Genomic DNA, 26,728 nt, shown 5'->3' with positions numbered 1-26,728 from the left:
GCCATCCGGTGGCATTTTATCGACGAACCGAGGAAAATTTCCGCGCGATTGTCGAAAATGTCCAATCGCCCTGGCAGCATTTTTGAGAGGGTCGAGCCAGCAGATGAGCAGCGATCCTTCGTGGGACGCAATCGGCTTTGCCCGGTTGTGGGGAGTGCAGCGCTGATCATCGATCCTTATCGGTGCGAGCCGAACCTGTCCGTGGGAAATGCGCCTCCGGGTGCATTTGGGCAGTTGGGATAGGAAAGAGGGCGGCCAGCTATGTGGTTCGCCCTCTTTTCTTGCGTGGTCGAGGCGCACCGTTGACATGATATCACGATATGATATCAATATATCATGCGCTTCCTGGCTGACCTTTCTGACGACGATGTGAAGTGGCTTGAGGAGCAGGCCGCGCAGCAGGGGACATCCCGCGCGGCGATCCTCCGCGAGGCCGTCAGCAGCTATCGTGCCGCCCAGTCCATGCAGGGGGTGGAGCGCTTTTTCGGCCTCTGGGCGCAGCATGGCTCGTCAGTGGATGGGCTAGCCTATGAACGTCGCGCCCGTGGCGAGTGGGATCGGGATTGGGAGAGCGCCGAGGGGGCACCTCAGCCGTGAGCGAGTTCTACTTCGACACCAATATTCTCATCGACGCGCTTCATGAACGCCCGCAGGCCTGGGCGGAACTGCAGCGCGCCCGTCGACCTTGGATCAGCCGGATCAGCTGGATCGAGATCATGGCCGGCGCCCCGGACGGGCTCCATGCCGAGACCGAGCGCTTTCTGGATCTTTTCGCGATCGCGGAAGTGAGCGAGGAAGTGGGGCGGCGGGCTGCCTCGCTTCGGCAGCAGCGCCGCTCGCTTAAATTGCCCGATGCCATCATCCTGGCATCGGCCCAGTTGAGCGGGCGGATATTGGTGACGCGCAACAGCAGGGATTTCCCGGCCAATATGCCGGGCATCCGCATCCCTTACACGATCTGAATTCAAGGAAGGCTCACCCCCATGTGCGGAATCATCGGCATCGTCGGCACGCAGGATGTCGCGGAGCGCCTGCTCGACGGGCTGCGGCGGCTCGAATATCGCGGCTATGATTCCGCCGGCGTTGCCACGATCGTGGATGGCCGCATCCAGCGGCGACGGGCCGAGGGCAAGCTCGTCAATCTTGCCCGTGTGCTGGCCGCCGAGCCGCTGGCGGGCGCGACCGGCATTGCCCATACCCGCTGGGCCACCCATGGCGCGCCGACCACGAGCAACGCGCACCCCCATGCGACGGACGAGGTCGCGGTGGTCCACAATGGCATCATCGAGAATTTCAAGGCGCTGCGCGATGAGCTGATCGGGCGCGGGCGGGTGTTCGCCAGCGAGACCGATACCGAGGTGGTCGCGCATCTGGTGAGCGAGCTGGTCGAGCAGGGCGCCTCGCCGCAGGAGGCAGTGAAGCAGGTGCTGCCCCGTCTGCACGGCGCCTTCGCGCTCGCCATCCTGTTCCGTCGCCATCCCGATCTGTTGATTGGCGCGCGCCTTGGCTCGCCGCTGGTGGTCGGCCATGGCGATGGCGAGACCTACCTCGGGTCGGACGCGCTGGCGCTGGCCCCGCTCACCCAGCGCATCGCCTATCTGGACGAGGGCGACTGGGTGGTGGTGACGCGCGAGGGCGCGCAGGTGTTCGACCGGGCCAACAATCCCGTCGAGCGCGCGGTCACCATCTCCGGCGTGTCCGGTGCGATGATCGATAAGGGCAATCACCGCCACTTCATGCTCAAGGAGATTTACGAGCAGCCGGTGGTGGTCGCCCAGACGCTGCGCAGCTACCTCCGGCGGATCGATGACACGCTCTCCCTGCCGATCCCGGACTTCGACCTGTCTGCCATCGGCCGGGTCACGATTGTCGCGTGCGGCACCAGTTTCTATGCCGGTATGGTCGCCAAATACTGGTTCGAGCAGTTCGCGCGCGTGCCGGTTGACCTCGATTTCGCCTCGGAGTTTCGATACCGCGAGCCGGTGATGGAGGCGGGCGGCCTTGCCCTCTTCATCTCCCAGTCCGGCGAGACGGCCGATACGCTCGCGGCGCTGCGCCACGCCAGGGCGGAAGGGCAGAAGATCGCCGTCGTCGTCAACGTGCCGACCAGTTCGATGGCGCGCGAGGCGGACTTGCTGCTGCCGACCCATGCCGGGCCAGAGATCGGCGTCGCCTCGACCAAGGCTTTCACTTGCCAGCTCGCCGTGCTCGCGGCGCTCGCGGCCAATCTCGCCCGCGCCAAGGGGCGGGTGACGCGCGCGGAAGAGCAGCGGATCGTCGGCCACCTCGCCGAGGCCCCTGCCGCGATCAATCAGGCGCTGATGCAGGACGAGGCGATCCAGGCCCTCGCGCCGCACATCGCGCCCGCGCGGGACGTGCTCTATCTGGGGCGCGGCACCGATTATCCGTTGGCTCTCGAAGGTGCGCTGAAGCTCAAGGAAATCAGCTACATCCATGCCGAAGGTTATGCGGCGGGTGAAATGAAGCATGGCCCCATCGCGCTGATCGACGAGGCAGTGCCGGTCATCGTCATCGCGCCCTCAGGCCCGCTGTTCGAGAAGACCGTCTCCAACATGCAGGAAGTGCAGGCCCGCGGCGGCAAGGTCGTGCTGATCTCGGACGAGGAGGGCATCGCCGCCGCCGGTGAAGGCTGCCTTGCCACACTCGCGCTCCCCAAGGTCCACCCCCTCATCGCGCCGATGGTCTATGCCGTGCCCGTGCAACTCCTCGCCTACCACGTCGCGGTGCTCAAGGGCACGGACGTGGACCAGCCCCGGAATTTGGCGAAGAGCGTGACGGTGGAGTAGGTTCGACCTCTGAGTGTGGCCCCTTGCGGCGCGTATAGTTTTTTAAATGGCGATTAAAATTCGCCGATTTTGAATTTGCGACAATTAAAATCATCAGATTATTCCGAAATAATATAAGTATTTAGGCATTGGTACCTTCAAAAGTGCATCTTGGCGAAAGGGCATGCCAGTGGCCGGGTGGTTAGCATCTGAGCAAGAATAATAGTACAGATCGGCCATGCACCGGACCTCCGGTCTTAACGCCGATCCGCTAGTTGCGCAGGGTGGCTGCTGCTCCTGCGTGCCCACGCAACCAGGGCATCTTACTGGCGGCCGAAGTAGGGTGTGCGTGTTTCCGTCGACCGTCGTGCCAACGGCAGCGTCGCACGGCTGGACGATCGATTGGGAAAAACAGTTTCATATCCTGCGCATCGGTGGCCACAAGAGGCTGTTTCCGCTTGTAGAGGTCTCATCCTATGCTCATGATAACAATGCTGGTCGCTGCCGCGGCCCCACCGCAAGATGTGGTGAGGGCAGATCCTGTCGCCGGCATGCTGCCCACCGGTATCGGCGAAGATGAGGTCGCGATTTCTGGGATCACGGATACCGCCGTTCAGAAGTGCGTTCGGTTTTTCGAAGAGGAGCTGGCGCCCGAGGCGGGCATGCGTATCGACCGCAGTGCGATGACGTCCAGCCCGGAGCAAGGGCAAATCTGGCGGGCGGATGCGGTGAGCGTGAAGCCGCCCCTGCGCGCGTCGCGGTTTACCTGTACCAAGGACGGCAAATCCATTGAGCCGCTCGGTGCGCCAGAGGCGGAATAGGCCGGCATATGACTATGACTATGAGGAAAGGACAGCTGCTGAACGGCAAAATTGCTACGTTGCTATGCGGCCTGCTCGCGCTGGCGCCGACGGCGGCACAGGCGCGCTCTTCGCAATGGTGGTTCGTTGCGCAGGGCGGGGACCGGGTTCTGTTCGTCGATGTGGGCTCCATCGAGCGTGAGGGCAATATCGTCCGGTATCAGGCCAGCCAGGTGATCCGCGATCCCAATGATCCAGCGGCCCTCATCCGCGCCTATATGGTGACCGACTGCAAGAAGCGCACCGAAAGCTGGGATATGGCGATGCGCTATGACGCTGAGGATCAACGGCTCGACGAGACCGCGGTGAGCTTTCCGACCGAAGCCGTCCTGCCCGAAACAATCGGCGATGCGCAATTGCAGTTCGTCTGCGCCGCGGATCATGCGCAGGGCGACGGCTTCCCCCTGCAGATCGACGAAGTCGCTTTTGCCAAGGCCCTGATCGCCGATGCCCAGGCGTCGGAAAGCCCGAAGGCAATCCACGAACGCATGCGCCTTGATCCCAAGGTGCCGGTCATTCGCTCGAAGGCGCCCGGCGTTGAAACCTTCGGCACGCCGCAGATTGCGCTGGCGGGACATGCCGTCGTTCCACCACGGGATTATGCCAAGGGTGCGCAGATCCCCATCGTCAGCGATTATGACACGGATGTGGTCGGGCAGATTTACGACATTGCCTATCTGGGCGTGCAGAATGGCGAGTTGGTGTTCGAGAAGCGCGGCTACAGCATTGACGACCTCGCTCATGCCGGTTCCGGCCAGCCCATGCGCTTTCCCCGAGCGCAAAAGACGGTTCACATCGGCAACTTCATGATCGACGTGCTTGAGGCTACGCCGCAATCGCTGCACTTTCGCGCACAGCTCGTCCGGGAGGGCACCGAGGGACAAGGCGGATGACGCCGACCTTGCGGCCCATGGTCGTCCTCGCGCTGGCAATCGCCTCCGCGGTGCCTCCTGCGCAGGCGCAGGAAGTCGCGACAGCAACGCAAGCGCCACCGGAAATGGAGCCGTCACAGGAGGATGCGCCGACCTCCGTGCCTGACCTTGCCACGCGCTGCGACGGAGAGGATGCGGACAGCTGCGCCGAACTGGGCGAGCGCTACCGGGAAGGCCGGGGTGTCGGCCGCGATCTGGTGCAGGCGACGTATTTTGCGGGCAAGGCGTGCAATCTTGGTGACATGGCAAGCTGCACCATGGCCGGCTTCGCTTATGGGCAGGGGCAGGGCGTTGCCCTGTCGATGGACCGAGCCACCGCTTATTACGCCTATGCCTGCCGGAGCGGCGATGCCACCGGATGCTCGAACCTCGGCCTCGCTTATATTCGCGGGGATGGCGTTACGAAGGATGACGTCCGCGCCGCTGCTCTCTTCCGGGAAGCCTGCGACAAGGGATCGCCCGACGGATGCATGAACCTCGGCGCTGCCTATTCGCTGGGCAAGGGACTGCGCCGCAATCATGCAGAAGCCGCGCGCCTGTTCCGGCAGGGCTGCAACGCGGGCGATGACAAATCATGCTATAATCTCGGCGTCCTCTACCGGGACGGGCTCGGCGTGCCGCGTGACTACGCGCGAGCCGCAGAATTGTTCGAGAAGACGTGTCAGGCTGACGACGCGAGCGCCTGCGGCAATCTCGCAATGATGATCCACCGGGGTCAGGGAGTCCGTAAAGACCGTAGCGGCGCGCTCGACATGTTCGACAAGGCCTGCCGGCTCGGGGAGGCGGAAAGCTGCTTCATGCTTGGGAAGGCCGAGTTGGACGGGAAGCAAGGTCGTGATCCCAATCATGCGCGAGCGATTGCCTTGCTGGAGCGATCCCTGAAGCTGGACCCGAAGGCCTCCTTCGCCGGCAAGGCGAGGAAGGCGCTCGCCGATCCACGCGCTGCGGCAAGCGCTTCAAGCGCGGTCGAGGATGACGGAGAGGAACGGCGCTGAGGTGGGCGCCCCGGATTTATCGCGGGTTAGGCCGATTCTGTCAGTGGCCCGTTGCTGACAATCGATGAGCACCGCACTCACGACCCTCACCGATAAAATTCACTCTCGATTTTTGACAGTGTTTTGAACCCGTCACCGATGTGGCTGCGCATGGCCGTTTCGGCCGCATCGGCCTCTCCGGCCAAAATGAGGCGCAGCATGTTCTGGTGGTCCGCGTTCGCGGTACGCAGGCGCTCCTCGTCGTAGAAACTCTCGAACAACATTCGGTGAATGGGAACATTCAGGCGTTTGAGCAACTCGGCAATGACCGTGTTGCCTGAGCCTTCCACAATGAGTCGATGCCACTCGATATTCAGCCGCCCAAACTTATCCGGCGCCCGATCGTTCACGCATTTGTCGAGTTGCTCCTGGACGATGCACAACTGATGCTTCTGTTCCTCCGAGGCGTTTCGTGTGAAGTCGGCGGCGCAGATACCTTCTAGGGCAAGACGCGCCCGATAAATTTGCGCAGCTTCCTCAAGGCTGGTGTTTCGGACGGATGCCCCGCGGAATTCCTCAATCAGCACCAGGCCTTCGCCTTCCAGCCGCTGCAACGCTTCGCGCACCTTCGACCGACTGGCGCCGGTTTGCCGGATGATGTCCACTTCGACCAACCGCTGGCCTGGCACAAAACGGCCTGTGCGAATGCGGTCACGCACCCAGTCGGCGACCTCGACGGCCGAGGGTGCCCGCTTGTCCAACTGCTCGTTCATGTGAGGAGCGTCTAATCTCCTGACAATATTGTCAACAATATTGTCATCTGTTTTTTGATTGCATCCGGCGGTTTGATCGCTGATGAAATTGTCAACAATAGGAGGGCGAGGATGCGGGCGGTTAGATGGATCGGCGCGCTGGCTGCTGTTGCGGCAGCCGTGCCGGGTCCGGCTAAAGACTATGCAGACGTGCAGCGTAGCTCGCTCTACGTGCCTGTGCGGGACGGGACGAAGCTGGCCGTCAACATCTATCGACCGGCTAGTGAGGGCAAGGTGGAAGAAAAGCGCCTTCCGGTTATCTTCGTGTTCACGCCCTATCGCGCTCGTTTCAAGGATAAGGACGGCGCGATCAGGGAAGTCGCGCTGGAGGACGGCCTGGCGCTCCGCTCGCTGATTTCGGCCGGTTACGTGGTCGCAGTCGCCGATATTCGCGGCAAGGGCGCGTCCTTTGGCGCGCGCCGGGGTTTTCAGGACCGCACCGAGGCGAAAGACGGCCATGATCTGGTCGAGTGGCTGGCAAGTCAGTCCTTTTCCACCGGCAAAGTCGGCATGATCGGATGCTCCTATCTGGGGGGCACAACATTTCACACCGCGACCACTACGCCCCCGGCGCTCAAGGCGGTTTTCATCGGCGCGTCGGACCTCGATAAATATGCTTTCGTGCGGCGCGGCGGTATCACCGCACAGTTCAACACCCGGCCGGACGAGCCATTGAGCGACGATCTGGCGAGCGTCCCGGTCGATGGCGACGCGGACGGGCAGCAGCTTAAATCAGCCGTTGCCCAGCATGCCCAGAACACGCCGATGGCCGCGCTCTGGTATGGTATGCCCTATCGCGACAGCGTTTCCTCTTTCACTGGAAATCGCTTCTGGGAGGAAGTCGGCGTCTATAATTATCTCGACGCGATCCAGCGGACGGGCATCGCCACTTATTTCTGGAGCAACTGGCATGACGAGCCAACGGCCCAGTCCCTCTTAAGCGCGGCGAACCTCAAGGGATCGAAGTTTCTCGCGGGGCCTGGCAGCCACTGCGTGCCGCCGCCTGGATTCGACTTCACTGGCGAAGTCGTGCGCTATTTCGATCATTATCTCAAAGGCGCGGACAACGGCATCGAGAAGGAGCCGCGTGCGACTTATTGGGTCGAGGGACTGGACGGGAAAGGTGGCTATGCCCGCTCCGACGCGTTGCCGGGTGCCAAGGTCACGCCAATGCAGTGGTTCCTGAACGGCGGTCGCAGTGGCACCGCGCGATCAGTGAATGACGGAACGCTCGGTGCAAAGCCGGATCGCGCGGGCGCGGACAAGTTCACGGTGCGCTACGACTTGCCGGGCGCAGACTATTTTGCCTTCTGGGCCAAGCCCATGGACGACAAGGGGCTGAGCTATACCAGCGCCCAGCTGGACAAGCCGCTCAAGCTGATCGGCTATCCGGTCGTGAACCTGCGCGTCTCGGCGGACAAGCCCGATGCCGATGTTTTCGTCTATCTGGATCAAGTGGCGGCCGACGGACAGGCGGAGGTCGTGGCCTTCGGCCGGCTGGCACTAGCGCATCGCAAGAATGGCAAGGCACCCTATGACGTCATGGGTCTGCCCTGGCACTCAGGGCGCAAGGCGGATGTAGCACCTCTCCCGATCGGCCAGCAGGCCAATCTGGCGATTGATCTGACGCCGGTGTCGCGGATCGTGCCGGCTGGCGCGCGTTTGCGCGTCACCATCGCCGGTGCGGACCCCCGCCAGCGCAATCTCAAGGAAATACAACAGACTCCCGCCCCGGTTTTCACGGTCGAGCGGGGCAGCGCGGGCGGCTCCTGGGTCAAATTGCCGGTCGCGAACTGAGACGTCGATTAAACATAAAAGCCGCAGGGGCGGCGAGGGAGGTTGGGATGAGCAAGGATTATAAAGGCGGGATCACTCTAGGAACGGCACTGAAGCTGGGCAGCAGCCTGATGGCACTGGCTCTGCCCGCCATGGCGGTGGCGCAGAACGAGGAGGCGGCAGCGCCGGACATCGTCATCACCGGCAGCCGCGTGCGCGGCGAAGCGCCGGTCGGGTCGACCGTCACGACACTTGGCCGGGCCGAGATGGAGGCCTCGAGCGCGGTCACCGTCGATCGCATGATTAAGGAAATTCCGCAGGTCTTCGACCTCGGCGTCTCGGAAAATTCGCGTGGCCAGTCGGGCGGAAGCGGCAACATCACCTATGGCAACTCGGTGAACCTGCGCGGCATTGGGCCTTATGCGACGCTGGTGATGATCGACGGGCACCGCGTGACCAACAACAGCCGTTCGATTGATCCGTCGGTGCTGCCGTCACTGGGTGTCGAGCGGGTCGAGGTGGTCGCCGACGGCGCATCCGCCATCTACGGTTCGGATGCGGTCGCGGGCGTGGTGAATCTTATTCCCCGCCGGTCACTCGACGGCGGCGAGGTGTTCGCGCGCTCGGGCATATCGTCGCGGGGCGACTTCCATGAGACGACGCTGGGCGCCGCCCTCGGCAAGGTGTTTGAACGCGGGCAGATCATGGTCGCCTACGAGCATGTCGAGCGCTCGAACCTGAGTGGCGACGATCGCGGCTTCTTTACCAGCAACCAGACGAGCTTCGGCGGCGGGGATTACCGGATCGTGCGGTGCGCCCCGGGTAACATCAATGCGAACGGTACGACCTACGCCATCCCGGCGGGGGGCGTGACCCAAGCGACGGCAGGATCGCTGGCGGCAGGCACGCTCAACAGGTGCGACGAGCTGGACAATCAGGATCTCATTCCGGAGCAGCGCTACGACTCATTCAATAGCACGGGTCGCTTCGACCTGACCGACTGGCTGAGCGTCTTCTATGACGGCTTCTATTCAAAGCGTAATTTTTACCGGAATTCCGCCTATTCCAACGCGCGCCTGACGGTGCCGCAGACGAACGCCTTCTTCGTGCGGCCCGCTGGCTTTAGCGGGACCAGCTATACACTCGACTATAACTTCGGCAGCAGCGTGCCGATCAATGACTCGTTCGGTTCTGCGGAAAGCTGGCAAATCACGCCCGGCCTTCGTGCCAAGCTGCCCCATGACTGGGAAGCCGAAGTGCTGTTCGGCTATGGCAAGACCAATGATTTCTCAGGCTCTTATCACGGCATCAATAACGCCGCGCTGAACGCTGCGCTCGCCAGTAGCAACCCCGCGACGGCGTTTGACCCGTACAGCCGTGGTCGCACAAGCGCCGCAGTGCTGGCCGGGATTGCCGACCAGATCTTCCTGGCTCCAACCAATGGCCACCTGAAGACCTATGAAGGTCGCCTCAACGGCTCGCTCTTCGCGCTGCCCGGCGGCGACGTGAAGCTGGCGGCGGGTTATGAGCGGCAGGATTTCAACGTCGCGCTTGGCTCCGCGCGCGGCGGGCCGACGACGCCGATTACCTACCGCCATTTCGGCCGCGAGGTGGACTCCTTCTATGGCGAACTCTACATCCCGATCTTTGGGGCGAACAACGCGGTTCCCGGTTTCGAGCGGCTGGAACTCAACGCCGCCGTGCGCCACGACAAGTATAGTGACGTGGGCAGCACCACCAACCCCAAGTTCGGCCTGAACTGGCAGCCGGTGCGCGGCGTCAAGCTGCGCGGCAGCTACGGCACGTCGTTCCGTGCGCCCACTATCCCGGAGATTTACGGCAACTCGAACAACATATTCGGCCAGAGCTACCAGAACCCGGCGGGCGGTGCGCCGCTGCAGGGCTATGCGCTTTCCGGTCCCAATCTGGACCTGAAGCCGGAGACGGCGACCACCTGGTCGGTCGGCTTGGACTTCGAGCCCACATCGAATCTGAGTTTCGGCGTCACCTATTGGGATGTCAAATATGAGAATCAGGTGCTGGCCAACCTCTCCAACCTCACCATCCTGGGCAACGAGGCGCAGTATGCCGGCACGGGCATAATTCTGCGTGGATCGGCGGCGGCGGCGCGGGTGCAGCAGTTGCTGAGCCAGGGCGTCGCGCTGGCCGGAGGTTCCTTCCCCGGCGGCGATCCGGCCAATGTGACACTGTTCGTGGACGGACGCAGCCAGAATCTGGGCGTGTCGATCACGCGCGGGATCGACTTTAGCGGAACCTGGAAAGCCGACATCGGTGCGGACGACCATCTGCTCTTCAACGTGTCGGGTACCTACCTCACCAAATATAACATCGCCGTGACGCCCGCCGCGCCGCTGGTCGACCGGCGCAACGTCATCTTCAATCCGCTCAAGTTCAAGGCGCGGGCCAGCATCACCTGGGATCACGGGCCGCTGAGCGCGCGTGTTCTGGCCACGCATGTTGGTGGATACACCAACAACCTTTCCAACCCGGTGCAGTCCGTGAAGAGCTACACCCCTGTCGATTTGACGCTGACGTGGCGGATCGGGGATCCGCAGGCTACCGGCTTCTTCGAGAAGGGGCTCACGCTCGCGATGGAAGTGCGCAACGTCTTCGATATTGCGCCCCCCTATGTCAATCTGGCGCCCAACGGCAACGGCGGCGGTGGCTACGACGCGACGGCGAGCGATCCCATTGGGAGGCTCTTCGCCGTCAGCGTGCGCAAGTCCTTCTAAGGGAGCGGAGTGCGTGGGGAAGGAGGCGATCTCGATTGTGCTGGCAGGCGATCTGGTTCTGGATGAGCCAGATGGCGCCTACTGGCTGGCCGGGATCGCCCCCGCCCTGCGCGCTGCCGACCTCGCGGTGGGGCATCTGGAAGTGCCCCACACGGCGAGTGTCGTCGAACTGAAGGGAGATGTGCCGGCCCCCGGTGCGCCGCCCGAAAATCTTGCCGCCATCGCGCAGGCAGGGTTCGGGATGCTTAGTCTTGCCGGCAATCACATCGCCGATTGCGGTCCCCAGGGCATTGCCGACACGCTGGCCAGTCTCGATGCGCAAGGCGTGCATCACACCGGCGCGGCGCTGACGCTTGCAGCTGCTCGCGCGCCGGCGATCGTGACGCGCGGTGGCCATCGGATCGCGCTGCTGAGCTATAATTGCGTTGGCCCGGAAAACAGTTGGGCCGGTAAGGATACTGCCGGCTGCGCCTTTCTGCGGGTCGATACGGCAGACGGCGCGCCGATTGCGCCGGCGGCTGCGCTCACCACGCTGACCGCAGAGGCCGTCGCGACCTTGCGGGAGGATATCGCGGCCGCGCGCCAGCAGGCGGACATCGTGCTCGTGGCGCTCCACAAGGGTATCGTCCACACACCCGCGCAACTCGCGCCTTACGAACGAGCGGTTTCCCACACTGCAATCGATGCGGGGGCGGACGTCGTGATTGGTCATCATGCGCATATCGTGCGCGGTATCGAATTTTATCGTGGGAAGCCGATTTTCCATGGACTTGGCAATGGCTGCGTCGTCACCAGTGCGCTCAGTCCGGCGCAGGATCATCCGGCCCGCGCGGAATGGGCGGAGCGGCGGCGCAAGCTCTTCGGTTTCGAGCCGGACCCGGCTTACACGCTCGCGCCCTTTCATCCTGAAGCGGTGAACGCCTTTCTCGGCACCATCCGTCTCCATGGTGGCGGCGCGATGGACGTGGGCATCATCCCCGTCGATGTCGAAGCACCGGGGCGGCCCGTGCTCGCCTCGCTAGCCCGCGCGGCGGACATCCGGTCCTATGTCGAGCGTATCACGCAAAAGGCGGGACTGCCTGCCATCACAATAGCGGCCGATGGTCGCGTCGAAGAGGTTGGCGCATGAATTCTGCCAGGGTTGCCATGGTCTGGATCGGGGGGGGCGCCCTGATCGCGGCCGCGCTGTTGAACCTGCTCGCCGTGATCGGGCGGCACACCGGCCTGCCGCTCAAGGGCGCGATCGAGCTGGTTCAGGTCGCGGTTCTGGTCGCCGGAGCGCTGGCGCTCGTGGCGGCGACGATCGCCCGGAACCATGCCCGCGTGCATCTGATCCTCGATCGGCTGACGGGCGTTCCGCGCGACATTGCCGAGCGCACCTGCACGGCGCTCTCGATCGTCTTCTATGCAGGGTTGCTCGCCGGCTCCTGCTGGCTCGCGTCCGATCTCTGGAATAGCCAGGAAGTGAGCGAACTGGTCGGCGTGCCATGGCGCTGGATGCGCGCCTTCCTCAATGCCTCGCTTGTCGTCGTCATTGTCCTGCTGGTCCGCCAGCTCGCCGAGCGGCCCCGCTCATGATGTTCGCCACACCCGAGACAGGCTTTATCGGCCTGCTGATTCTGTTGACTATTCTCATGGCCGGCTTGCCGATCGGCGTGTCGCTCGGCCTTGTCGGCGTGGGCGGCCTGATGATCGTGCTGGGGCCCGAAGCGGCGCTCATCAAGGCGGGCGTCGTCGTGGTCGAGACGCTGACCCGCTACGAGCTGGGGACGCTGCCGCTCTTCATGCTGATGGCGCATCTCTTCTTTTCCGCCAATGCCAGCAGCGACCTGTTCGATGCCGCGGCCAAGATGATCGGTCACCGGCGCGGCGGCCTCGCTTATGCGTCGGTGGGCGGGTGCGCCGGCTTCGGATCGATCAACGGATCGAGCCTGGCGACGGCGGCGACCATCGGCCTCGTCGCCCTGCCGGAAATGCGCCAGCGCGGCTATTCCGACGCCCTGGCGACCGGCACGGTCGCGGCGGGCGGCACACTGGGCCAGATGCTGCCGCCATCCGGCGCGTTGATCGTTTATGGCATCATTGCCGAGCAATCGATCGGCAAGCTGTTCACTGCGACGCTGATCCCGGGCATCTCGCAGATGCTCTTCTATTGCCTGGTCATCTGGCTGCTCTGCCGCTGGAAGCCCTCCATCGCGCCGGCCAGCGTGCGCGCGAGCTGGCCCGAGCGTGGCCGGGCGATGCTCAAGATCGCCGACATGCTGCTGCTGGTCGCTGTGGTGCTGGGCGGCATCGTGCTGGGCTGGTTCAGCCCCTCGGAGGCCTCATCCATCGGCACGGCCGGCGCGCTGGTCATCACGGCCTGGCGTGGCCGCCTGAACCGGGACGTGCTGTTCCGCGCCTTCTCGGAAACGCTGCGCACGGCGGGCCTCATCTTCCTCGTCATCATCGGGGCGATCACCTTCTCGGTCTTCATCAGCGTCACCGGCCTCACCGAGGCGGTGGGCAGCAGCGTGACGCAGATGGGCCTCGGCACCATCCCCACGCTCCTCGTCGTGGCCGTCCTGCTGCTGCTGCTCGGATCGGTGCTGGATGGCCTTGCGCTGATGCTGCTCACCACGCCGATCCTGCTCCCGATCGTCGAGAGCGTGGGCATGTCGCCCATCTGGTTCGGCATCTTCATCACCCGCGCGATGGAGATCGGCTTCGTCCACCCACCGCTCGGCATGAACCTCTACGTGATTCAAGGCGTGGCGAAGGATGTGCCGCTCGGCCGCATCTTCCGGGGCGTGATGCCCTTCCTTGCCAGCGATCTGATCCACCTGCTGCTCATCATTCTCTTCCCGGCCATGGTGCTGTGGCTGCCCACCGTATTTGGACAATGACCATGATCGCTTATGTCGGCCCCGATCTGCCGCAAGACTTGCTCGCCGCGACGGGCGCGTGTTCCGGCCCGTTGGCCTGGAATGTCGATCGCGCCATGCCCACTGCCGACCGCTGGCTGGAAAGCAAATTCCCGCTCTGGGCGCGATCTATTGTGCAGGACTGGGCGGACGGGGCTCTGGACAGTCTCGACGCCGTCATCTTCTCCCGTGCGGATGATGCGGCGCAGCGACTCTATTACTATATCTGCGAGCTCCGCAGACAGGGAGAGGTCAAGGGCCCCGAGCCGCTGATCTTCGACGTCGCGCGGATCGCCCGCTCGAGCAGCGCGGCGCATATGGTGGCCGCTGTCCGCCAGCTTGCCAATCGGCTGGGGCTGGATGCCCCTGCATTGGAGCGTAGCATCGCCGAAACGAACCGGCGTCGTGCATCGGCCAGCGGGATGGCGGACACGGCTGTGCCTTGTTGCCTGCTCGGCGGCACGCCGCCGCCTGATCGCCGTCTCCACGCCGTTATCGAGGCGGCGCGCTGGTCCGCATGCGGACCGACGCTGGCGGACGCTTGGCAAGATCCGGGCGCGGCCGTTGAGGAGGCGAGCGGCGATCCGATAACCGCCATCGCGCGCCAGCTCCATGCCGGCTCGCAGAGCGGCCGCGCCTTTTTCGATCGCGCATCGGATCTGGTCGACAGGGCGCGGACATTCGGCGCCTCGGCGGTCGTGCTCTGGTTTGCGGAGGAGGATGAGGCGCGCATCTGGCATCTGCCCGCGCAGCGTGAGGCCTTGTCACAGGCCGGTATTTCCAACCTCATCATGACGCGGCGCGACTGGCGCGGAACTGACGGCGCGGCCGGCGAGATGACGCAATTTCTGAAGGAGCTGTCTGCATGATGCCGTTATCCGGTCATCGCGTCGCCATTCTGGGCGGCATGGCGGATCGGCCACTGGCCCGCTTCCTGGCTTCGATCGGGGCGGAGCTGGGCGGTCCGGTGGAGGGCGCATCGTTCGTCATCGACGATATCGGGCTGGAGGGGTTGGGGGGCATTGCCATCCCGGAGAATGCCGTACACGTGTCGGTGACGAGCTTCGGCTCGGGTGGTGCACGGTCGCAATGGAAAGGCGGCGAGCTGGTGGCGTCCGCCATGGGAGGTGCCCTCCGCGTCACCGGCGAGCCGGATCTGGCACCGGTGAAGGAAGCGGGGGATGCCTGCACCTTCCACGCGGATATGGTGGCTGCGGCCGGGGCAATGGCCGCTCATTATTCGCGCGGCACGCACGGAAAGGGGCAACATGTCGATGTCTCGATCCAGCAGGTGGCCTTCAGTCGCAATTTCAACGGCGTGCTGTGCTGGCAGTTCGACCGGCGCAAGCTCACGCGCGTGGGCGGTGCGCTCGCTTATGGCAAAGCGACCGTGCGGGCCATCTGGCGGCTGGCGGACGGCTGGTGCTTCCACTCGCTGATGACCGGGCGGCTCGGCGCGCCCGCCAATCAGGCCCTCTCGGACTGGATGGACGAAGTCGGTGTTCCCAATCCGCTGCACGGCACCGACTGGCTGAGCTACAATCGCTCCACGCTGCCGGCCGACACGCGGGCGCTGTGGGAAGCGGCGATCGCCGCCTTCTTCCTCTCGCGTACCAAGCATGAGATCGCGACCGAAGGGCTGAGGCGCGGCATCAATGCCTGCGTGGCGAACGAGCCGGGCGATGTGCTGGCCGATCCGCATCTGGCGGCGCGCCACTTCTTCGATACGCCTTCGGGCCTGCCGGAGCGCTTCGCGACGATCCGCAAGGGCGCTGCCATTGCCGCGCCCGCCATCCACACCGGCGAGCGGCCGGGGCCGCTGGCGGGCGTTCGGGTGCTGGATTTCGCCTGGGCACTGGTCGGATCGATCACGACCAAGACGCTCGGCGATCTTGGCGCGGAGATCGTGAAGATCGAGAGCCGCACGCGGCCCGATCTTGCCCGTCTCGACGTGCAGGTTTCCGCGTCCAGCCCAGGCAATTGGGACGACAAGCCCTGGTTCGCGCATCTCAACAGCTCCAAACGCAGCCTCTCGCTGAACATGAAGAAGCCGGAGGCGCGTGAACTCATCGATCCGCTGATCGACTGGGCCGATGTTGTGGTCGAGAATTTCTCCCCCGGCACGATGAAGAAGCTTGGCCTCGATTATGATGCACTGGCAGCGCGCAACCCGGGCATCGTCATGGTGTCGGGCAGCGTGTTCGGCCAGACCGGTCCGCTGGCGCAGGAATGGGGTGTCGACGGGACCGGTGGCGCACTCTCGGGACGGACCTTCCTCACCGGCTATCCAGACCGCGATCCCGTCATCCCCGGCGCGGTTCCCTATGGCGACGTCATCGTGCCGTTCGTCATGGCAGGATCAGTGGCGGCGGCGCTGCAGCATCGCCGCGAAACCGGGCTTGGTTGTCATATCGATGCCTCGATGTACGAGATCTGCGTGCAACAGATGCGGGACTATCTGGCGGCGGCGCGGCGCGGCGAGCGCCCGCAGCGTTCGGGCAATGCGGACCCCGCTGTCTTCTTTCAGGATGTCTTCCAGGCGCAGGGCGAGGATCGATGGGTGGCGATCAGCCTGAGGGACGAAGCAGAGCTTGCCAGACTCCACGCCATTGCCGGCGACGACGTCGCGGCGTGGGTCGCGCAACGCGCCGACCATGCCATTATGGCCGAGCTTCAGGCCGCCGGCATCGCCTGCGGTGTGGTGCAGGATTGTGAAGACATGATCGATCACGATCCGCAACTTGCCGGGCGCGGCGCGTTGGTGACGCTTGACCATCCGCTGCTCGGGCCGTTCGGCCACATCGCAACCCCCATCAAGTTTTCGCATGATCGCTTGGAGCCGTTCCGCGCGCCGCGCATGGGCGAGCATGCTCACACCATCGCCCGCGACATCTGCGGCCTCTCGGAGGCCCGCATCGCAGAGCTCGACGCTGCAGGAGTTTTTGAATGAGCCAGGATGTCACGACGCGGGCAACAGGGCAGCGCAGCCGCAAGGATCTGGCCTGCACGGCAGCAGCCAGCGCCTATCAGAAGCAGTTCGGTGCGGATCTGCGGCGACGGGTCGTGGATGAGGGCGAGCCTTTTGCTATCGTGCAGGCCGACACTCCGCACGAAATCTTCCACGTGATGGATATTCCGATCATCACCAACCAGTGGTGGTCGGCCTATATTTCGGCAAAGCAGCTCTCGAACCAGTATTTTGAGGTAATGGCCCGGCATGGCTATCCCGAGAATAGCTGCAAATATTGCTCTCTGGGCCTCGCCTGCACGCTCGCGAACGATCCTAAGACCGCCCCTTGGGGAGGCCTGCCCACGCCGACCGTGCTGGTGGCGCGGCTGACCTGCGACTGCATCCAGCATGTCTTCGGCCAATGGGCGCAGGCGCTGGGCAGTGAATTTTTTGCGATGGAGGCGCCGGCATGGGAGCACAAGGACCCGCGCTGGTTCGAGCATAGCCGGGGCGACTGGCGCCAGGTCTACGATGCCGATCGTATCGCGCTGATGGTCGCGGAGATGCGTGATCTTATCGCCCTGCTGGAGAACCGCACCGGGCGAAAGTTCGACGAGGCGAAGCTCCACTATCTGATGGAACGGATCAACGAGCAGGAGGGCTATATCTGGGAGGCGGCGCAGGCCATCGGTCAGGCGCGGCCTTGCCCCGTGTCGATCGCCGAGCAGATGCCCAACACGATGATCCCGCAATGGCATCGCGGATCGGATTGGGCGGTCGCCCATGCCAAACGCTTCCGCGATGAGGTGATGGAGCGCATCGCAAATGGTACTGGCTCTGCCAGCAACGAGAAGGTCCGCCTCATGTGGATCGGCGCGGGTGTGTGGCACGACCCCGGCTTCTATCAGGCCCTGGAGGAACGGCTCGGCGCGGTCTTCGTCTGGTCGATGTATATGCCGTTCGCCGGGCCGCAATATATCCGTGAACTGCAGGGCGAGCCGATGGATGCGCTGGCCAGCCGTATCTGCTCCATGAACGAAGTGCTGCACCTGCCGCCGTGGATGAATGGCTGGATGACCAGCGAGGCCGAGCGCTGCGGCATCGACGCCTGCGTTGTGTTGCTCCCGCCGGACAACCGCCTCTCGCAATCGGGCACAAAGCTGACCGCGCTGTCGCTGGAGGCGGCAGGCGTGCCGGTGCTGACCATCGATGCCGACATGGTGGACGCCAAGAACTGGGACCATGACAGGATGGTGGCGACGGTGGCCAGCTTCCTCGCCGAGCGGGGGCTTGCATGAGGCTGCGGGCGTTCCTGCCTGCGCTACTACTGCTGCTGGCATCTTGCGCCCGGCCCGTGCCGCAGGATGTGACGGAACTCACTTATGCAACGCCCTACAGCCCCAATCATCCTTTCAGCAAAGCGGATCAGGCGTGGATGGCGTTTGTCGAGCAGCGCTCGCACGGCCGCATCCGCATCCGGCCGAGCTGGTCCGGGGCGCTGCTTTCGTCCGACATGTCGATGGAGGAACTGCGCCACGGTGTCGCGGATGTGGGGCTCATAACGCCCATCTACGCGCGTGGCGGCGCCCATCTCATCCGCATCCAGACGGGGTTCTACAGCGGCGCGGACAGCATCGAATCCCAACTGGCGCTCTATCGTTGTATCGCGGCGGCGAACCCCGAGATTGGCCATGAGCTGGAAGGGCTCAAGGTACTGGCGGTGCAGGGCGGATCGCTCGCCGGCGTCGTCACCACCAGCAGACAGGTGAACACCTTGGCCGATCTGCGCGGCCTGCGTCTGCGCGCGCCGACGGAGCTGCTGAGCGTGCTCGAATCCCTCGGCGCCGATCCGGTGAACATGCCGATGGCTGACGTCTATTCGGCGATGGCGAAGGGTGTGATCGATGGCGTCATTGCACCTGGCGACACGTTCAAGTCGCTACATTTCGCCGAGGTCGCCCGCCACTACAATAATCTCGCTATTCCACGCGGCGCCTATCCTGCTCGGGCGATGGGGATGGAGCGCTGGAATCGACTGAGTGCGGAGGATCGGGCTATCCTGGAGGAGTCGCAAGCGGTCTGGGAAGCAGCGCTCGCGCGCGAGATCTATGCTGCGCTTGAAAAGGGACTGGAAGAAGCGCGCGCCCAGCATGTGACGATCAATGGCGTGTCGCGTCAGGAGCAGGCGCGGTTCGATGCGCTCTATCTGCGCGATTCGGAGGGCAATGCCCGCGACCTGTCCCGCTTCGGCATTGATGGTCTCAGGGCGTTCCGCACCGCACGCGCTTCCGTGCAGGGTCGCGACAAAATCCAGTGTGGAGGAAATCAATGAAGCACGTCGGCCGGCTGCTCTGTGCTTTGGTTGCCATCCTGCAGGCCCCGTCCGCATCGGCCCAGATACCTTCTGGCATCATCGGAGCGCCCGGCGGAACAGGCGATCTGCCGGCGATCGCGGAAGGGCGAGCGGACGCGCCCGGCTACACCATCTATCGCCCGGCGAAGCTGCCACAAAGACGCCTGCCGCTGGTGCTGTGGGGTAATGGTGGCTGCCGCAATGACGGGCTGTCGGCCAGTGGCTTCCTGCGCGAGATCGCCAGCCATGGCTACATCGTCATCGCCAATGGGGCTCCGAAAGGGGAGAGGCCCTCGACGGAACCGGCTGCTGGAAACCAGCGGGGACCCGAGCCGCCCATGCCGCCACCCGCAACCGCGGACGAAACCTCAGTGGACCAGCTCCTCGCTGCAATCGACTGGGTGAAGGGTAGCCCCTACGGACGCGACGTCGATACCAAGCAGGTTGCCGTGATGGGACATAGTTGCGGTGGCCTGCAGGCGCTTGCCGCCGCTGCCGATCAGCGCATTCGCACGGCCGTCATCTTCAACAGCGGTGTGTACAACCGGCCAGGCAATGGCCTTAGCCGCGTCTCGATCGCCAAGGACGATCTGCGCAAGCTGCATACACCGGTCGCCTACATCTTGGGCGGACCGACCGACATCGCCTATCCCAACGGCAATGACGATGTGGGCCGCATTGATCATGTGCCCGTCTTCTACGCCAACAAGAACACGGGCCATGGCGGAACGTTCGGCGCGGTGAACGGCGGGGACTATGGCCGGATCGCGGTGGCGTGGCTCGACTGGCAACTCAAGCGTGACGCGAAGGCGGGTCAACTCTTCACGGGGGCGTCCTGCGGCCTTTGCAAAGACCCCGCATGGACGATCGTTCGCAAACAATTTCCGGAAAAACCATGACCCAACCGCTTGCGGGCATCCGCATCGCCGACTTCAGCCATGTAATGGCCGGGCCTTATGCGTCGCACCTGTTGCGGCTGATGGGGGCCGACGTCATCAAGATCGAGTCGCCCAAGGGCGACAATTTCCGCAGTTACGGATCGGATCCGCGCTTTGAAGGTCTCTCACCTGCATTCATTGCGGCCAATGCAGGGAAGAAGTCGATCATGCTGGATCTCAAGGATCCTGCCGACCTCGACATCGCCCACGCGATCGTGGCGCGGTGTGACGTGATGCTCGAGAACTTCCGGCCCGGCGTTATCACACGGCTTGGCCTCGGCTACGAAGCGGCGCGAGAACTGCGGCCGGATATCATCTTTTGCTCGGTGTCCGGCTATGGGCAGGACAGTCCTCAGCGCGACTGGCCGGCCATCGACAATATCGTGCAGGCGACGAGCGGCATGATGATGCTGAGCGGTGAAGAGGGTGACCCGCCGGTGCGCGTCGGCTTTCCCATTGTCGATACGCTGACCGGCCAGACCGCGGCACTTGCCATCCTGTCCGCACTGGTGCGGCGACTGCAGGGTGGCGGCGGCAGTTATATCGATGTGTCGATGTTCGATGCCAGCCTGGCCTTCATGACGTCGGCCGTGACGCCTTATCTGCTGACCGGGCAAGCGATGTCTCGCATGGGCAATACGGGCTATAGCGGCCTGCCCACCGCTTCGTTGTTCACAGCTAGGGACGGGCGGCAGATTTCGCTCGGCGTCGTGCAGCCCAACCAGTTTGCCGCGCTTGCCCGGTTCACCGGACGAGAGGACTGGCTGACTGATCCGCTGTTCGCCACGCCAGAAGCACGGCGGGCCAATTTCGACGCCATGAAGGCGGAACTGGAGAGGGTGTTCGCCACAAGGGATGCGGCCGCCTGGGAAGCAGGATTGAGCGAAGCTGGCATCCCTTGCGGGATGGTGCGCCGGGTCGATGAAGCGGCCGAACTGGCGCGTCCGGATGCGCTTGTATCCTTCGATATCCCCGAGGGACCTCTTACGGGACCAGTGCGCTACCCCGGAGCCGGCTTCCGCCTTACTCCCGGCCTTCAAGTCGGCGAAGTCCCGCCTCGCCTCGATGAAAATCGGGCCGAGATTCTTGATTGGCTCCACCGGACGGAGCCAGGCCACTAGGCGACATGGACACACGCTTGTCACAAAGGCTGTCATCAACCGCGACAAGAGCGACACCGCCGCAAAGGTCGCTTGGCGGATGGAGCACTTGCAGAACAATATCGCTCGGTGTCTCGACGCGCTCGATTGTCCGATCGCAAGAAGAGCGCCATTGCAGACCGAAGACGAAGCGATTGATAGAGAAGATGTCCGGTTGCGTGTGCAGATGCGTGACCGTGCGGCACGTGAGGATGAAGTTCGCAATGCGCCGGGCCAAAGGCAAGAAAAGTGTCGCTTAAATTGCTTTAGACACATCATTTCTGATCGGGCTCGCTGCGCTGGTATCCAGCCGTGCATATCTCGTTCTGGCGCTGCGGGGATCGGCGCACGAGATGGATATCGGACGGCAAAGTCGTGTCGCACCTCGCGGATGGGTAGCAGGCAGCGGTTGATCGCATCGCGGTTGCGGTTCAGGGGAGAGGTTGGGACGTTCGCCAGAGGCGCTATGCCGGGGCCGTCTTCGACGGAGCGATGTGAGCTCTATCCCTTGCCCCGCCCATAATTTTCGATCGCCTGGCTAACCCGCTGGAGGACGGAGAGACAGGTCTCCAGCTCAGAGCGGGAGACGTCGCTGAGCAGTGCGTCCCTTATGTCGCTGACCTCCTGCGAGATCGCCTCGATGATCGGATGCGCCGCTGGCGTAAGGTGCAGGTTCTTGACGCGGCGATCCGTGCTGCTCTCGCGCCGCTCAAGCAGCCCCTGACGGACGAGCTCGTCCACGATGGCCACCAAAGTGGCGCTGGTGACGGACATATGTTCCGCCAGTTCGGTCTGGGTAATCCCCGGCTGCAGTCGCGCCCAGGCGAGCACGCGCCAGCGGGGCTGTGTCTGGCCCGCGAAGCGTAGATGTTCATCCAGCAGATTGCGCCACGCGCGGCCGGTGCCGACCAGCCACCACGACATCTGCACCCGCAAATCAGCATCCGAACCGGGTTCCTGGCCACGGGCCGGCGGCGGTCCTGGCACGAACCGCGCCTTCGCATCCCTTGCAGAAAAGGGCGTGATTTTCGGCGAATCCTTTGCGTCTTTCGACCTTCCCATCATCGCCCTCCTGCCTTGTTGGTCTTGATGCTTCAACACCCATTGCCATCACTTTAAAAGATAGGATATGAATTACTAGTCGCCCTAAACATTAGGGCAGTAAATTCATGTCCATACGTGCTCTACGCCGTGCCACATGGGCGCGGTCGAGCGAACGATGTGGGCAGAGACTGGGGAGAGGATTGCAATGCTGGCGCTTCGTCAACGAGTTCGGGTTTTGAGAAATTCTGCGGCCATTCTGGCGATGGCTGCGATCGGCGTGGCCTCTGCCGCGCACGCGCAGGATCAGGGCGGTCCAGCACCGCAGGCCGAGGATCAGGCCGCATCCGGTTCGCAGGAGATCGTCGTGACCGGCTCGCGCATCACGCGCGGCGGCTTCACCGCGCCGACCCCCGTCACCGCGATCGGTCGCGACCGACTGGAGACAACTGCCGCGACGAATATTGGCGACGTGCTGAGCCAGCTGCCGAGCTTCCGGGCGACGTCCAGTCCTTCCGCGACGCAGACGACTCCGGGCAACGCCGTCGGCTCGCGCGTGCTGGAACTGCGCAGCCTTGGCACCGAGCGCACCCTGGTGCTGGTCAATGGCCGTCGGTTCGTGCCGACGACAGCGCGCGGGACGGTCGACACCAATTATATCCCCGGCATCCTCATCGATCGCGTTGACGTCGTGACCGGCGGTGCCTCGGCGGCCTATGGTTCGGACGCGGTTGCGGGCGTCGTGAACTTCATCCTCAACAACAAGCTCGATGGCCTTCGGGCCGAGGCCCAGTCGGGCATCTCGCAGCGCGGCGACGACCGCACGATCTTCCTCTCGGCGGCCGGCGGCACATCCTTCGCCGGTGGCCGGGGCCACGTCGTGTTCGGCGGGGAGTATGAAGACAATGATGGCCTGGCGGACTGCTATCAGGCCCGCTCGCTGTGCGCGCAGGAGTGGACGCTTGTCGGCCGCCCGGCTGGCGCGGCCGGTGCGGGCGCCCCGGCGCTGAGCATTCTCAACAATGTCCACACCGCCACCATAGCCCCGGGCGGCCTTATCCTCAGCAATGGCCCCCTCAAGGGCCTGCAGTTCCTGCCGGATGGGACGACAGCGCCCTATGAGGTCGGCAGGCTCGCGGGTTCGCTGTTTCAGCAGGGCGGCAGTGGGAAGGGCCAGAACGCCTTCCTCGCCGGCTTGCTTCTCAAGGTGCCGGTCGAGCGCTTCAGCACCTATGGCCATGCCGAATATGAATTCAGCGACGCGCTCAAGGCCACGCTGGAAGCATCCTATGGCGAAGTCCGCGCTTTCTCGGTGAGTGCACAGCTGCGCGACAGCACAGGCTCGCTGATCGGCCCGGTCCGCCGCGACAATCCATATCTCCCCCGGTCGGTCACGGACGTCATGGATGCCAACGGCATCACCCAGTTCAACATGGGCCGCGCCGGGCTCGACCTCGGCAATGCCCGCGGCGCGACCAAGAGCACTGCCTTCCGCATCATCGGTGGCCTCTCCGGCGCCATCACTGATAACTGGACGTGGAACGCTTACTATCAATATGGCCGCAGCACCTATCATCAGGAAGCGACCAACAACCTCATCCGCTCGCGCCTGCTGCTCGCGGCCGATGTTACCTCGGGCCCCGGCGGCACGCCAATCTGCCGCTCGACGCTCACCAACCCGACCAATGGCTGCCAGCCGCTCAACCTGATCGGCGCGGGCCGCTTCAGTCAGGAGGCGCTGGCCTATGTCACCGGCACATCGATGCTCGACCTGAAGATCACCCAACAGGTTGCCGCGCTCGACGTGCAGGGCGATCTCATCGACTTGTGGGCCGGCCCGCTGTCGCTGGCGGCCGGCGCCGAATATCGCCGCGACGAGGTGAAGGGCTCGACGGACCCGCTCTCGCCGACCGGCGCCTTCTACGTCTCCAACTTCGCTGCTTCCAACGGCAAGGTCGAGGTCAAGGAAGCATTCGTTGAGGCGGTCCTGCCGTTGCTTAAGGACAGTGCGCTGGGCAAAAGCCTGGAGCTGAACGGCGCCGCGCGCCGCACCGACTACAGCACGAGCGGCGCGGTCACCACCTGGAAGCTCGGCGGCGTCTATGAGCCGGTCGATTTCCTGCGCCTGCGTGGCACGCTCTCTCGCGATATCCGGGCGCCCAATGTGAACGAGCTGTTCGGCTCGGTCACGCGCAGCTTCTCGTCCTTCACCGATCCGGTGACGAGCAAGCAGGGCCTGATCGAAATCGTCTCGGGCTCGAACAATACGCTGCGCCCGGAGAAGGCCGATACCTTCACGGCCGGCGTGGTGCTGAGCAACCTGTCGTTTCTGCGCGGCTTCAACCTCTCGGTCGATTATTACAATATCCGCGTAAACGACGCGATCGCGCAGATCGGCTCATCGACCATCGCGACGCGCTGTCTGGTGAACAACGCGACCGAGTTCTGCCCACTGATCACGCGGAACGGGGCAGGCGAAGTGACGCTGATCAACGACCGTCTGCAGAATGTGAATGGCTTCAAGACCCGGGGCCTGGACATCGAGGCGAGCTATCGCACCCGCATCGGTGCCGCCGCATCGCTCGACCTGCGGCTGCTGGCGACCAAGACGTTCGATCTCATGATCATCGACAGCGCCGGTTCGGTCGACCGCGCCGGCCAGACCGGCTTCCGCGCCAGCAACACCCCCGGCGTGCCGGACTATGTGCTGGACGGTATGGCGACCCTCAAGGCCGGGCCTTTCAGCGTGAGTGCGCATGGCCGCTACATTCCCGAGGGCAAGTTCCTCGTCGAGTTCGTCGGCCCCGAGGATACAGGCTACAGTGTCGGTCTCGCGAACAGCATCAGCACCAATCGCGTGGCCGCCCGCTTCTATGCGGACCTCACGCTGGGCTGGAATGTGAAGGCCGGCCGCAGCGATTTCGAATATTTCATCGCGATCCGTAACCTGTTCGACAAGGATCCGCCGATTGCACCCAGCGCGGTGGGCATCACCAATCAGGTGCTGTTCGATCAGGTAGGACGCGCGTTCCGCGTCGGGGTGCGTCTCAAGCGATGAGCGAGCCGGTCGGCACGCAAGCCACGGGTGAGACGCAGCCGGCATCGGCCGGCGCGTCTGGAGCCGGCGACGATTGGCCGTCGCCGGCCCGCGCCTGGTACACGATCTGGCTGATCGCCTTCGTGACCATGCTCTCCAATGTCGACCGGAACATCATCAATCTGCTGGTCCAGCCGATTAAGCGCGACCTGGCGCTGAGCGATACCCAGATCAGCCTCATCATCGGTTTCGCCTTTTCGTCGGCCTATATGGTCGTCGGCTTGCCGATGGCCCGCGTCGCGGATCAGCGCAGCCGCAAAATGATCCTGACGGCCGGCCTGACGGTGTGGAGCCTGGCCACTGCGCTCTGTGGCATGGCCAGGAGCTTCGGCGGGCTGTTTTTCGCGCGCGGCGTCGTCGGTGGCGCGGAATCCGTCGCCGGCCCCTCGTCCATGTCGATGATCGCGGACATGGTGCCGCGGTCGAAGCTGCCGCGTGCCTTCGCGGTCTATCAGCTCGGCATCAGCGCTGGCCAAGCCACGGCGTTGTTGGCTGGTGGCCTGCTGGTGGCGTTCTTTGCCGGGATGGGGCCGGTCCACATCCCGGTCCTGGGCGAGATGCGCGAGTGGCAGCTCGTCTTCCTCGTCTGCGCTCTGCCGGGGCTGGCGACCGCCTTGCTCTTTCTCTTCACCGTGCGGGAGCCGGTGCGCCGCAATCGCCGCGGCAAGGGCAGCGTACCACTGCGCGAGGTGGGGGCGTATCTCCTGTCAAACCGCATATTGTTCCTGCCCCTGTTCCTCAGCATCGGCATCGGCGCGATCGAGACGACGGGCCTCATGACGTGGCGCGCGGCCTTTTATGAGCGCACCTATGGCTGGGGACCGGCGCAGATCGGGCCACTGCTGGCGCTGTCGCTCCTCATCTCTACGCCGATTGCGTTGACGCTGGGCACCTGGTTCGCGGAATATATGGGCAAGCGCGGCAATCCCGATGCGATGGCGCGGGTCTGTTTCTATTCGCAAGCACTGTCCGCTCCCTTCGCGATCGCCACCTCGCTCATGCCCAGCCCCTGGCTCGCCTTCTTCTGCGGCATGATCTCCTCGATCATCGGCCTCGCCAGCGCCCCTGCGCAGAATGCCGCGATCCAGATGGTGACGCCAAGCGAGATGCGGGCCCAGATCAGCGCTGTGTATCTCTTCACCATCAGTGTCATCGGCAATGGTCTCGGGCCGCTGCTCATCGCGCTGGTGACCGATTTCCTGCTGAAGGACGAGAGCATGCTGCGCTATTCGATGGCGTTCTTCGCCGCCGTAATGGCCCCCGGCGGGGCGGCCCTCATGTATCTGGCGATCAAACCTTATGCTCAGGCTGTAAGGAGTTCTGGTTTCAGGGAGCCGTCCCGCTGAAGGGGGTCGGAGGCCCTACTTCCGTGATGCAGGTTTCTGCGAGCTGCCACTTGACAGACTGCCTGAAA

At 64.0% G+C, this 26,728-nt stretch carries 21 protein-coding genes; 19 read left to right on the top strand and 2 right to left on the bottom strand.

The features are described from left to right. Positions 1-336 precede the first annotated feature (336 nt). The 6 genes from M2341_RS12050 to M2341_RS12025 all read left to right on the top strand — a co-directional run bounded on the left by M2341_RS12050 (position 337) and on the right by M2341_RS12025 (position 5,573). Complete coding sequence (locus M2341_RS12050; protein WP_264573219.1) at positions 337-597, top strand: ribbon-helix-helix protein, CopG family; 261 nt, start codon at positions 337-339, stop codon at positions 595-597. Further along, on the top strand, positions 594-962 hold the full coding sequence (locus tag M2341_RS12045) for a type II toxin-antitoxin system VapC family toxin (protein WP_264570817.1): 369 nt from the start codon (positions 594-596) through the stop codon (positions 960-962). The genes M2341_RS12050 and M2341_RS12045 overlap by 4 nt, the downstream gene beginning before the upstream one ends. A 21-nt stretch (positions 963-983) precedes the next feature. Continuing rightward, positions 984-2,807 (top strand): glutamine--fructose-6-phosphate transaminase (isomerizing), encoded by a 1,824-nt coding sequence (gene glmS / locus M2341_RS12040; RefSeq protein WP_264585404.1) that lies wholly within the window; start codon positions 984-986, stop codon positions 2,805-2,807. 470 nt (positions 2,808-3,277) lie between these two features. Then, positions 3,278-3,607, top strand: coding sequence for a hypothetical protein (locus M2341_RS12035; protein WP_264585403.1), 330 nt, complete (start codon positions 3,278-3,280; stop codon positions 3,605-3,607). Between the two features lie 20 nt (positions 3,608-3,627). Next, the gene (locus tag M2341_RS12030) at positions 3,628-4,539 is read left to right on the top strand and encodes a hypothetical protein (RefSeq protein ID WP_264585402.1); all 912 of its coding nucleotides are present in this window, start codon (positions 3,628-3,630) and stop codon (positions 4,537-4,539) included. Continuing rightward, positions 4,536-5,573 (top strand): tetratricopeptide repeat protein, encoded by a 1,038-nt coding sequence (locus M2341_RS12025; RefSeq protein ID WP_264585401.1) that lies wholly within the window; start codon positions 4,536-4,538, stop codon positions 5,571-5,573. Before M2341_RS12030 ends, M2341_RS12025 begins: the two co-directional genes overlap by 4 nt. An 86-nt stretch (positions 5,574-5,659) precedes the next feature. Here the strand turns inward: M2341_RS12025 and M2341_RS12020 are convergent, their stop codons facing one another. After that, positions 5,660-6,325, bottom strand: coding sequence for a GntR family transcriptional regulator (locus M2341_RS12020; protein WP_264585400.1), 666 nt, complete (start codon positions 6,323-6,325; stop codon positions 5,660-5,662). 111 nt (positions 6,326-6,436) lie between these two features. Here M2341_RS12020 and M2341_RS12015 point away from each other — a divergent pair, with 111 nt between their 5' ends. Genes M2341_RS12015 through M2341_RS11965 form a run of 11 tightly spaced genes read left to right on the top strand, consistent with a single transcriptional unit; the run spans position 6,437 to position 21,158 of the window. After that, positions 6,437-8,161, top strand: a complete 1,725-nt coding sequence (locus tag M2341_RS12015; RefSeq protein ID WP_264585399.1) for a CocE/NonD family hydrolase — start codon at positions 6,437-6,439, stop codon at positions 8,159-8,161. Positions 8,162-8,208: 47 nt separating this feature from the next. After that, on the top strand, positions 8,209-10,893 hold the full coding sequence (locus M2341_RS12010; protein ID WP_264585398.1) for a TonB-dependent receptor plug domain-containing protein: 2,685 nt from the start codon (positions 8,209-8,211) through the stop codon (positions 10,891-10,893). Between the two features lie 13 nt (positions 10,894-10,906). Beyond that, positions 10,907-12,022 (top strand): CapA family protein, encoded by a 1,116-nt coding sequence (locus M2341_RS12005; RefSeq protein WP_264585397.1) that lies wholly within the window; start codon positions 10,907-10,909, stop codon positions 12,020-12,022. Next, a complete protein-coding gene (locus M2341_RS12000; protein WP_264585396.1) occupies positions 12,019-12,471 on the top strand; it encodes a TRAP transporter small permease subunit in 453 nt (150 codons plus the stop codon). Before M2341_RS12005 ends, M2341_RS12000 begins: the two co-directional genes overlap by 4 nt. Beyond that, positions 12,468-13,778: a TRAP transporter large permease gene (locus M2341_RS11995; RefSeq protein ID WP_264585395.1), complete on the top strand. Its 1,311-nt coding sequence runs from the start codon at positions 12,468-12,470 to the stop codon at positions 13,776-13,778. The genes M2341_RS12000 and M2341_RS11995 overlap by 4 nt, the downstream gene beginning before the upstream one ends. A gap of 2 nt (positions 13,779-13,780) precedes the next feature. Continuing rightward, positions 13,781-14,665, top strand: coding sequence for a hypothetical protein (locus M2341_RS11990; RefSeq protein WP_264585394.1), 885 nt, complete (start codon positions 13,781-13,783; stop codon positions 14,663-14,665). Continuing rightward, complete coding sequence (locus M2341_RS11985; RefSeq protein WP_264585393.1) at positions 14,662-16,746, top strand: CaiB/BaiF CoA-transferase family protein; 2,085 nt, start codon at positions 14,662-14,664, stop codon at positions 16,744-16,746. Before M2341_RS11990 ends, M2341_RS11985 begins: the two co-directional genes overlap by 4 nt. Beyond that, positions 16,743-18,044, top strand: a complete 1,302-nt coding sequence (locus M2341_RS11980) for a 2-hydroxyacyl-CoA dehydratase subunit D (RefSeq protein WP_264585392.1) — start codon at positions 16,743-16,745, stop codon at positions 18,042-18,044. The genes M2341_RS11985 and M2341_RS11980 overlap by 4 nt, the downstream gene beginning before the upstream one ends. Beyond that, positions 18,041-19,078 carry a TRAP transporter substrate-binding protein DctP gene (gene dctP / locus M2341_RS11975; protein WP_264585391.1) on the top strand — a complete coding sequence of 346 codons (1,038 nt, stop codon included), beginning with the start codon at positions 18,041-18,043 and terminating at the stop codon, positions 19,076-19,078. Before M2341_RS11980 ends, dctP begins: the two co-directional genes overlap by 4 nt. After that, positions 19,075-19,998 (top strand): alpha/beta hydrolase family protein, encoded by a 924-nt coding sequence (locus tag M2341_RS11970; RefSeq protein WP_264585390.1) that lies wholly within the window; start codon positions 19,075-19,077, stop codon positions 19,996-19,998. Before dctP ends, M2341_RS11970 begins: the two co-directional genes overlap by 4 nt. Next, a complete protein-coding gene (locus M2341_RS11965) occupies positions 19,995-21,158 on the top strand; it encodes a CaiB/BaiF CoA transferase family protein (RefSeq protein ID WP_264585389.1) in 1,164 nt (387 codons plus the stop codon). Before M2341_RS11970 ends, M2341_RS11965 begins: the two co-directional genes overlap by 4 nt. A gap of 519 nt (positions 21,159-21,677) precedes the next feature. On the opposite strand, the gene M2341_RS11960 is transcribed toward M2341_RS11965, so the two are convergent. After that, positions 21,678-22,163 carry a MarR family winged helix-turn-helix transcriptional regulator gene (locus tag M2341_RS11960; protein ID WP_264577936.1) on the bottom strand — a complete coding sequence of 162 codons (486 nt, stop codon included), beginning with the start codon at positions 22,161-22,163 and terminating at the stop codon, positions 21,678-21,680. A gap of 319 nt (positions 22,164-22,482) precedes the next feature. Here M2341_RS11960 and M2341_RS11955 point away from each other — a divergent pair, with 319 nt between their 5' ends. Beyond that, positions 22,483-25,275: a TonB-dependent receptor plug domain-containing protein gene (locus M2341_RS11955; protein WP_264585388.1), complete on the top strand. Its 2,793-nt coding sequence runs from the start codon at positions 22,483-22,485 to the stop codon at positions 25,273-25,275. Beyond that, positions 25,272-26,660 (top strand): MFS transporter, encoded by a 1,389-nt coding sequence (locus M2341_RS11950; protein WP_264585387.1) that lies wholly within the window; start codon positions 25,272-25,274, stop codon positions 26,658-26,660. Before M2341_RS11955 ends, M2341_RS11950 begins: the two co-directional genes overlap by 4 nt. Positions 26,661-26,728 lie beyond the last annotated feature (68 nt).

The sequence above is a fragment of the Sphingobium sp. B7D2B genome (assembly GCF_025961895.1).
Classification (GTDB): Bacteria; Pseudomonadota; Alphaproteobacteria; order Sphingomonadales; family Sphingomonadaceae; genus Sphingobium.
The sequence above is the reverse complement of the archived record's forward strand: the minus strand, read 5'-3'. Positions and strand labels throughout refer to the sequence as shown.

What these genes read in the sequence shown, in the direction of transcription:
- M2341_RS11990 (WP_264585394.1), top strand. Translation starts at nt 13,781, where the DNA reads ATGATCGCTTATGTCGGCCCCGATCTGCCGCAAGACTTGCTCGCCGCG.
- M2341_RS11955 (WP_264585388.1), top strand. Translation starts at nt 22,483, where the DNA reads ATGGCTGCGATCGGCGTGGCCTCTGCCGCGCACGCGCAGGATCAGGGC.
- M2341_RS12035 (WP_264585403.1), top strand. Translation starts at nt 3,278, where the DNA reads ATGCTGGTCGCTGCCGCGGCCCCACCGCAAGATGTGGTGAGGGCAGAT.
- dctP (WP_264585391.1), top strand. Translation starts at nt 18,041, where the DNA reads ATGAGGCTGCGGGCGTTCCTGCCTGCGCTACTACTGCTGCTGGCATCT.
- M2341_RS11970 (WP_264585390.1), top strand. Translation starts at nt 19,075, where the DNA reads ATGAAGCACGTCGGCCGGCTGCTCTGTGCTTTGGTTGCCATCCTGCAG.
- M2341_RS12010 (WP_264585398.1), top strand. Translation starts at nt 8,209, where the DNA reads ATGAGCAAGGATTATAAAGGCGGGATCACTCTAGGAACGGCACTGAAG.
- M2341_RS12030 (WP_264585402.1), top strand. Translation starts at nt 3,628, where the DNA reads ATGAGGAAAGGACAGCTGCTGAACGGCAAAATTGCTACGTTGCTATGC.
- M2341_RS12025 (WP_264585401.1), top strand. Translation starts at nt 4,536, where the DNA reads ATGACGCCGACCTTGCGGCCCATGGTCGTCCTCGCGCTGGCAATCGCC.
- M2341_RS11995 (WP_264585395.1), top strand. Translation starts at nt 12,468, where the DNA reads ATGATGTTCGCCACACCCGAGACAGGCTTTATCGGCCTGCTGATTCTG.
- M2341_RS11985 (WP_264585393.1), top strand. Translation starts at nt 14,662, where the DNA reads ATGATGCCGTTATCCGGTCATCGCGTCGCCATTCTGGGCGGCATGGCG.
- M2341_RS12020 (WP_264585400.1), bottom strand. Translation starts at nt 6,325, where the DNA reads ATGAACGAGCAGTTGGACAAGCGGGCACCCTCGGCCGTCGAGGTCGCC.
- M2341_RS12015 (WP_264585399.1), top strand. Translation starts at nt 6,437, where the DNA reads ATGCGGGCGGTTAGATGGATCGGCGCGCTGGCTGCTGTTGCGGCAGCC.
- M2341_RS11950 (WP_264585387.1), top strand. Translation starts at nt 25,272, where the DNA reads ATGAGCGAGCCGGTCGGCACGCAAGCCACGGGTGAGACGCAGCCGGCA.
- M2341_RS11980 (WP_264585392.1), top strand. Translation starts at nt 16,743, where the DNA reads ATGAGCCAGGATGTCACGACGCGGGCAACAGGGCAGCGCAGCCGCAAG.
- M2341_RS12000 (WP_264585396.1), top strand. Translation starts at nt 12,019, where the DNA reads ATGAATTCTGCCAGGGTTGCCATGGTCTGGATCGGGGGGGGCGCCCTG.
- M2341_RS12050 (WP_264573219.1), top strand. Translation starts at nt 337, where the DNA reads ATGCGCTTCCTGGCTGACCTTTCTGACGACGATGTGAAGTGGCTTGAG.
- glmS (WP_264585404.1), top strand. Translation starts at nt 984, where the DNA reads ATGTGCGGAATCATCGGCATCGTCGGCACGCAGGATGTCGCGGAGCGC.
- M2341_RS11965 (WP_264585389.1), top strand. Translation starts at nt 19,995, where the DNA reads ATGACCCAACCGCTTGCGGGCATCCGCATCGCCGACTTCAGCCATGTA.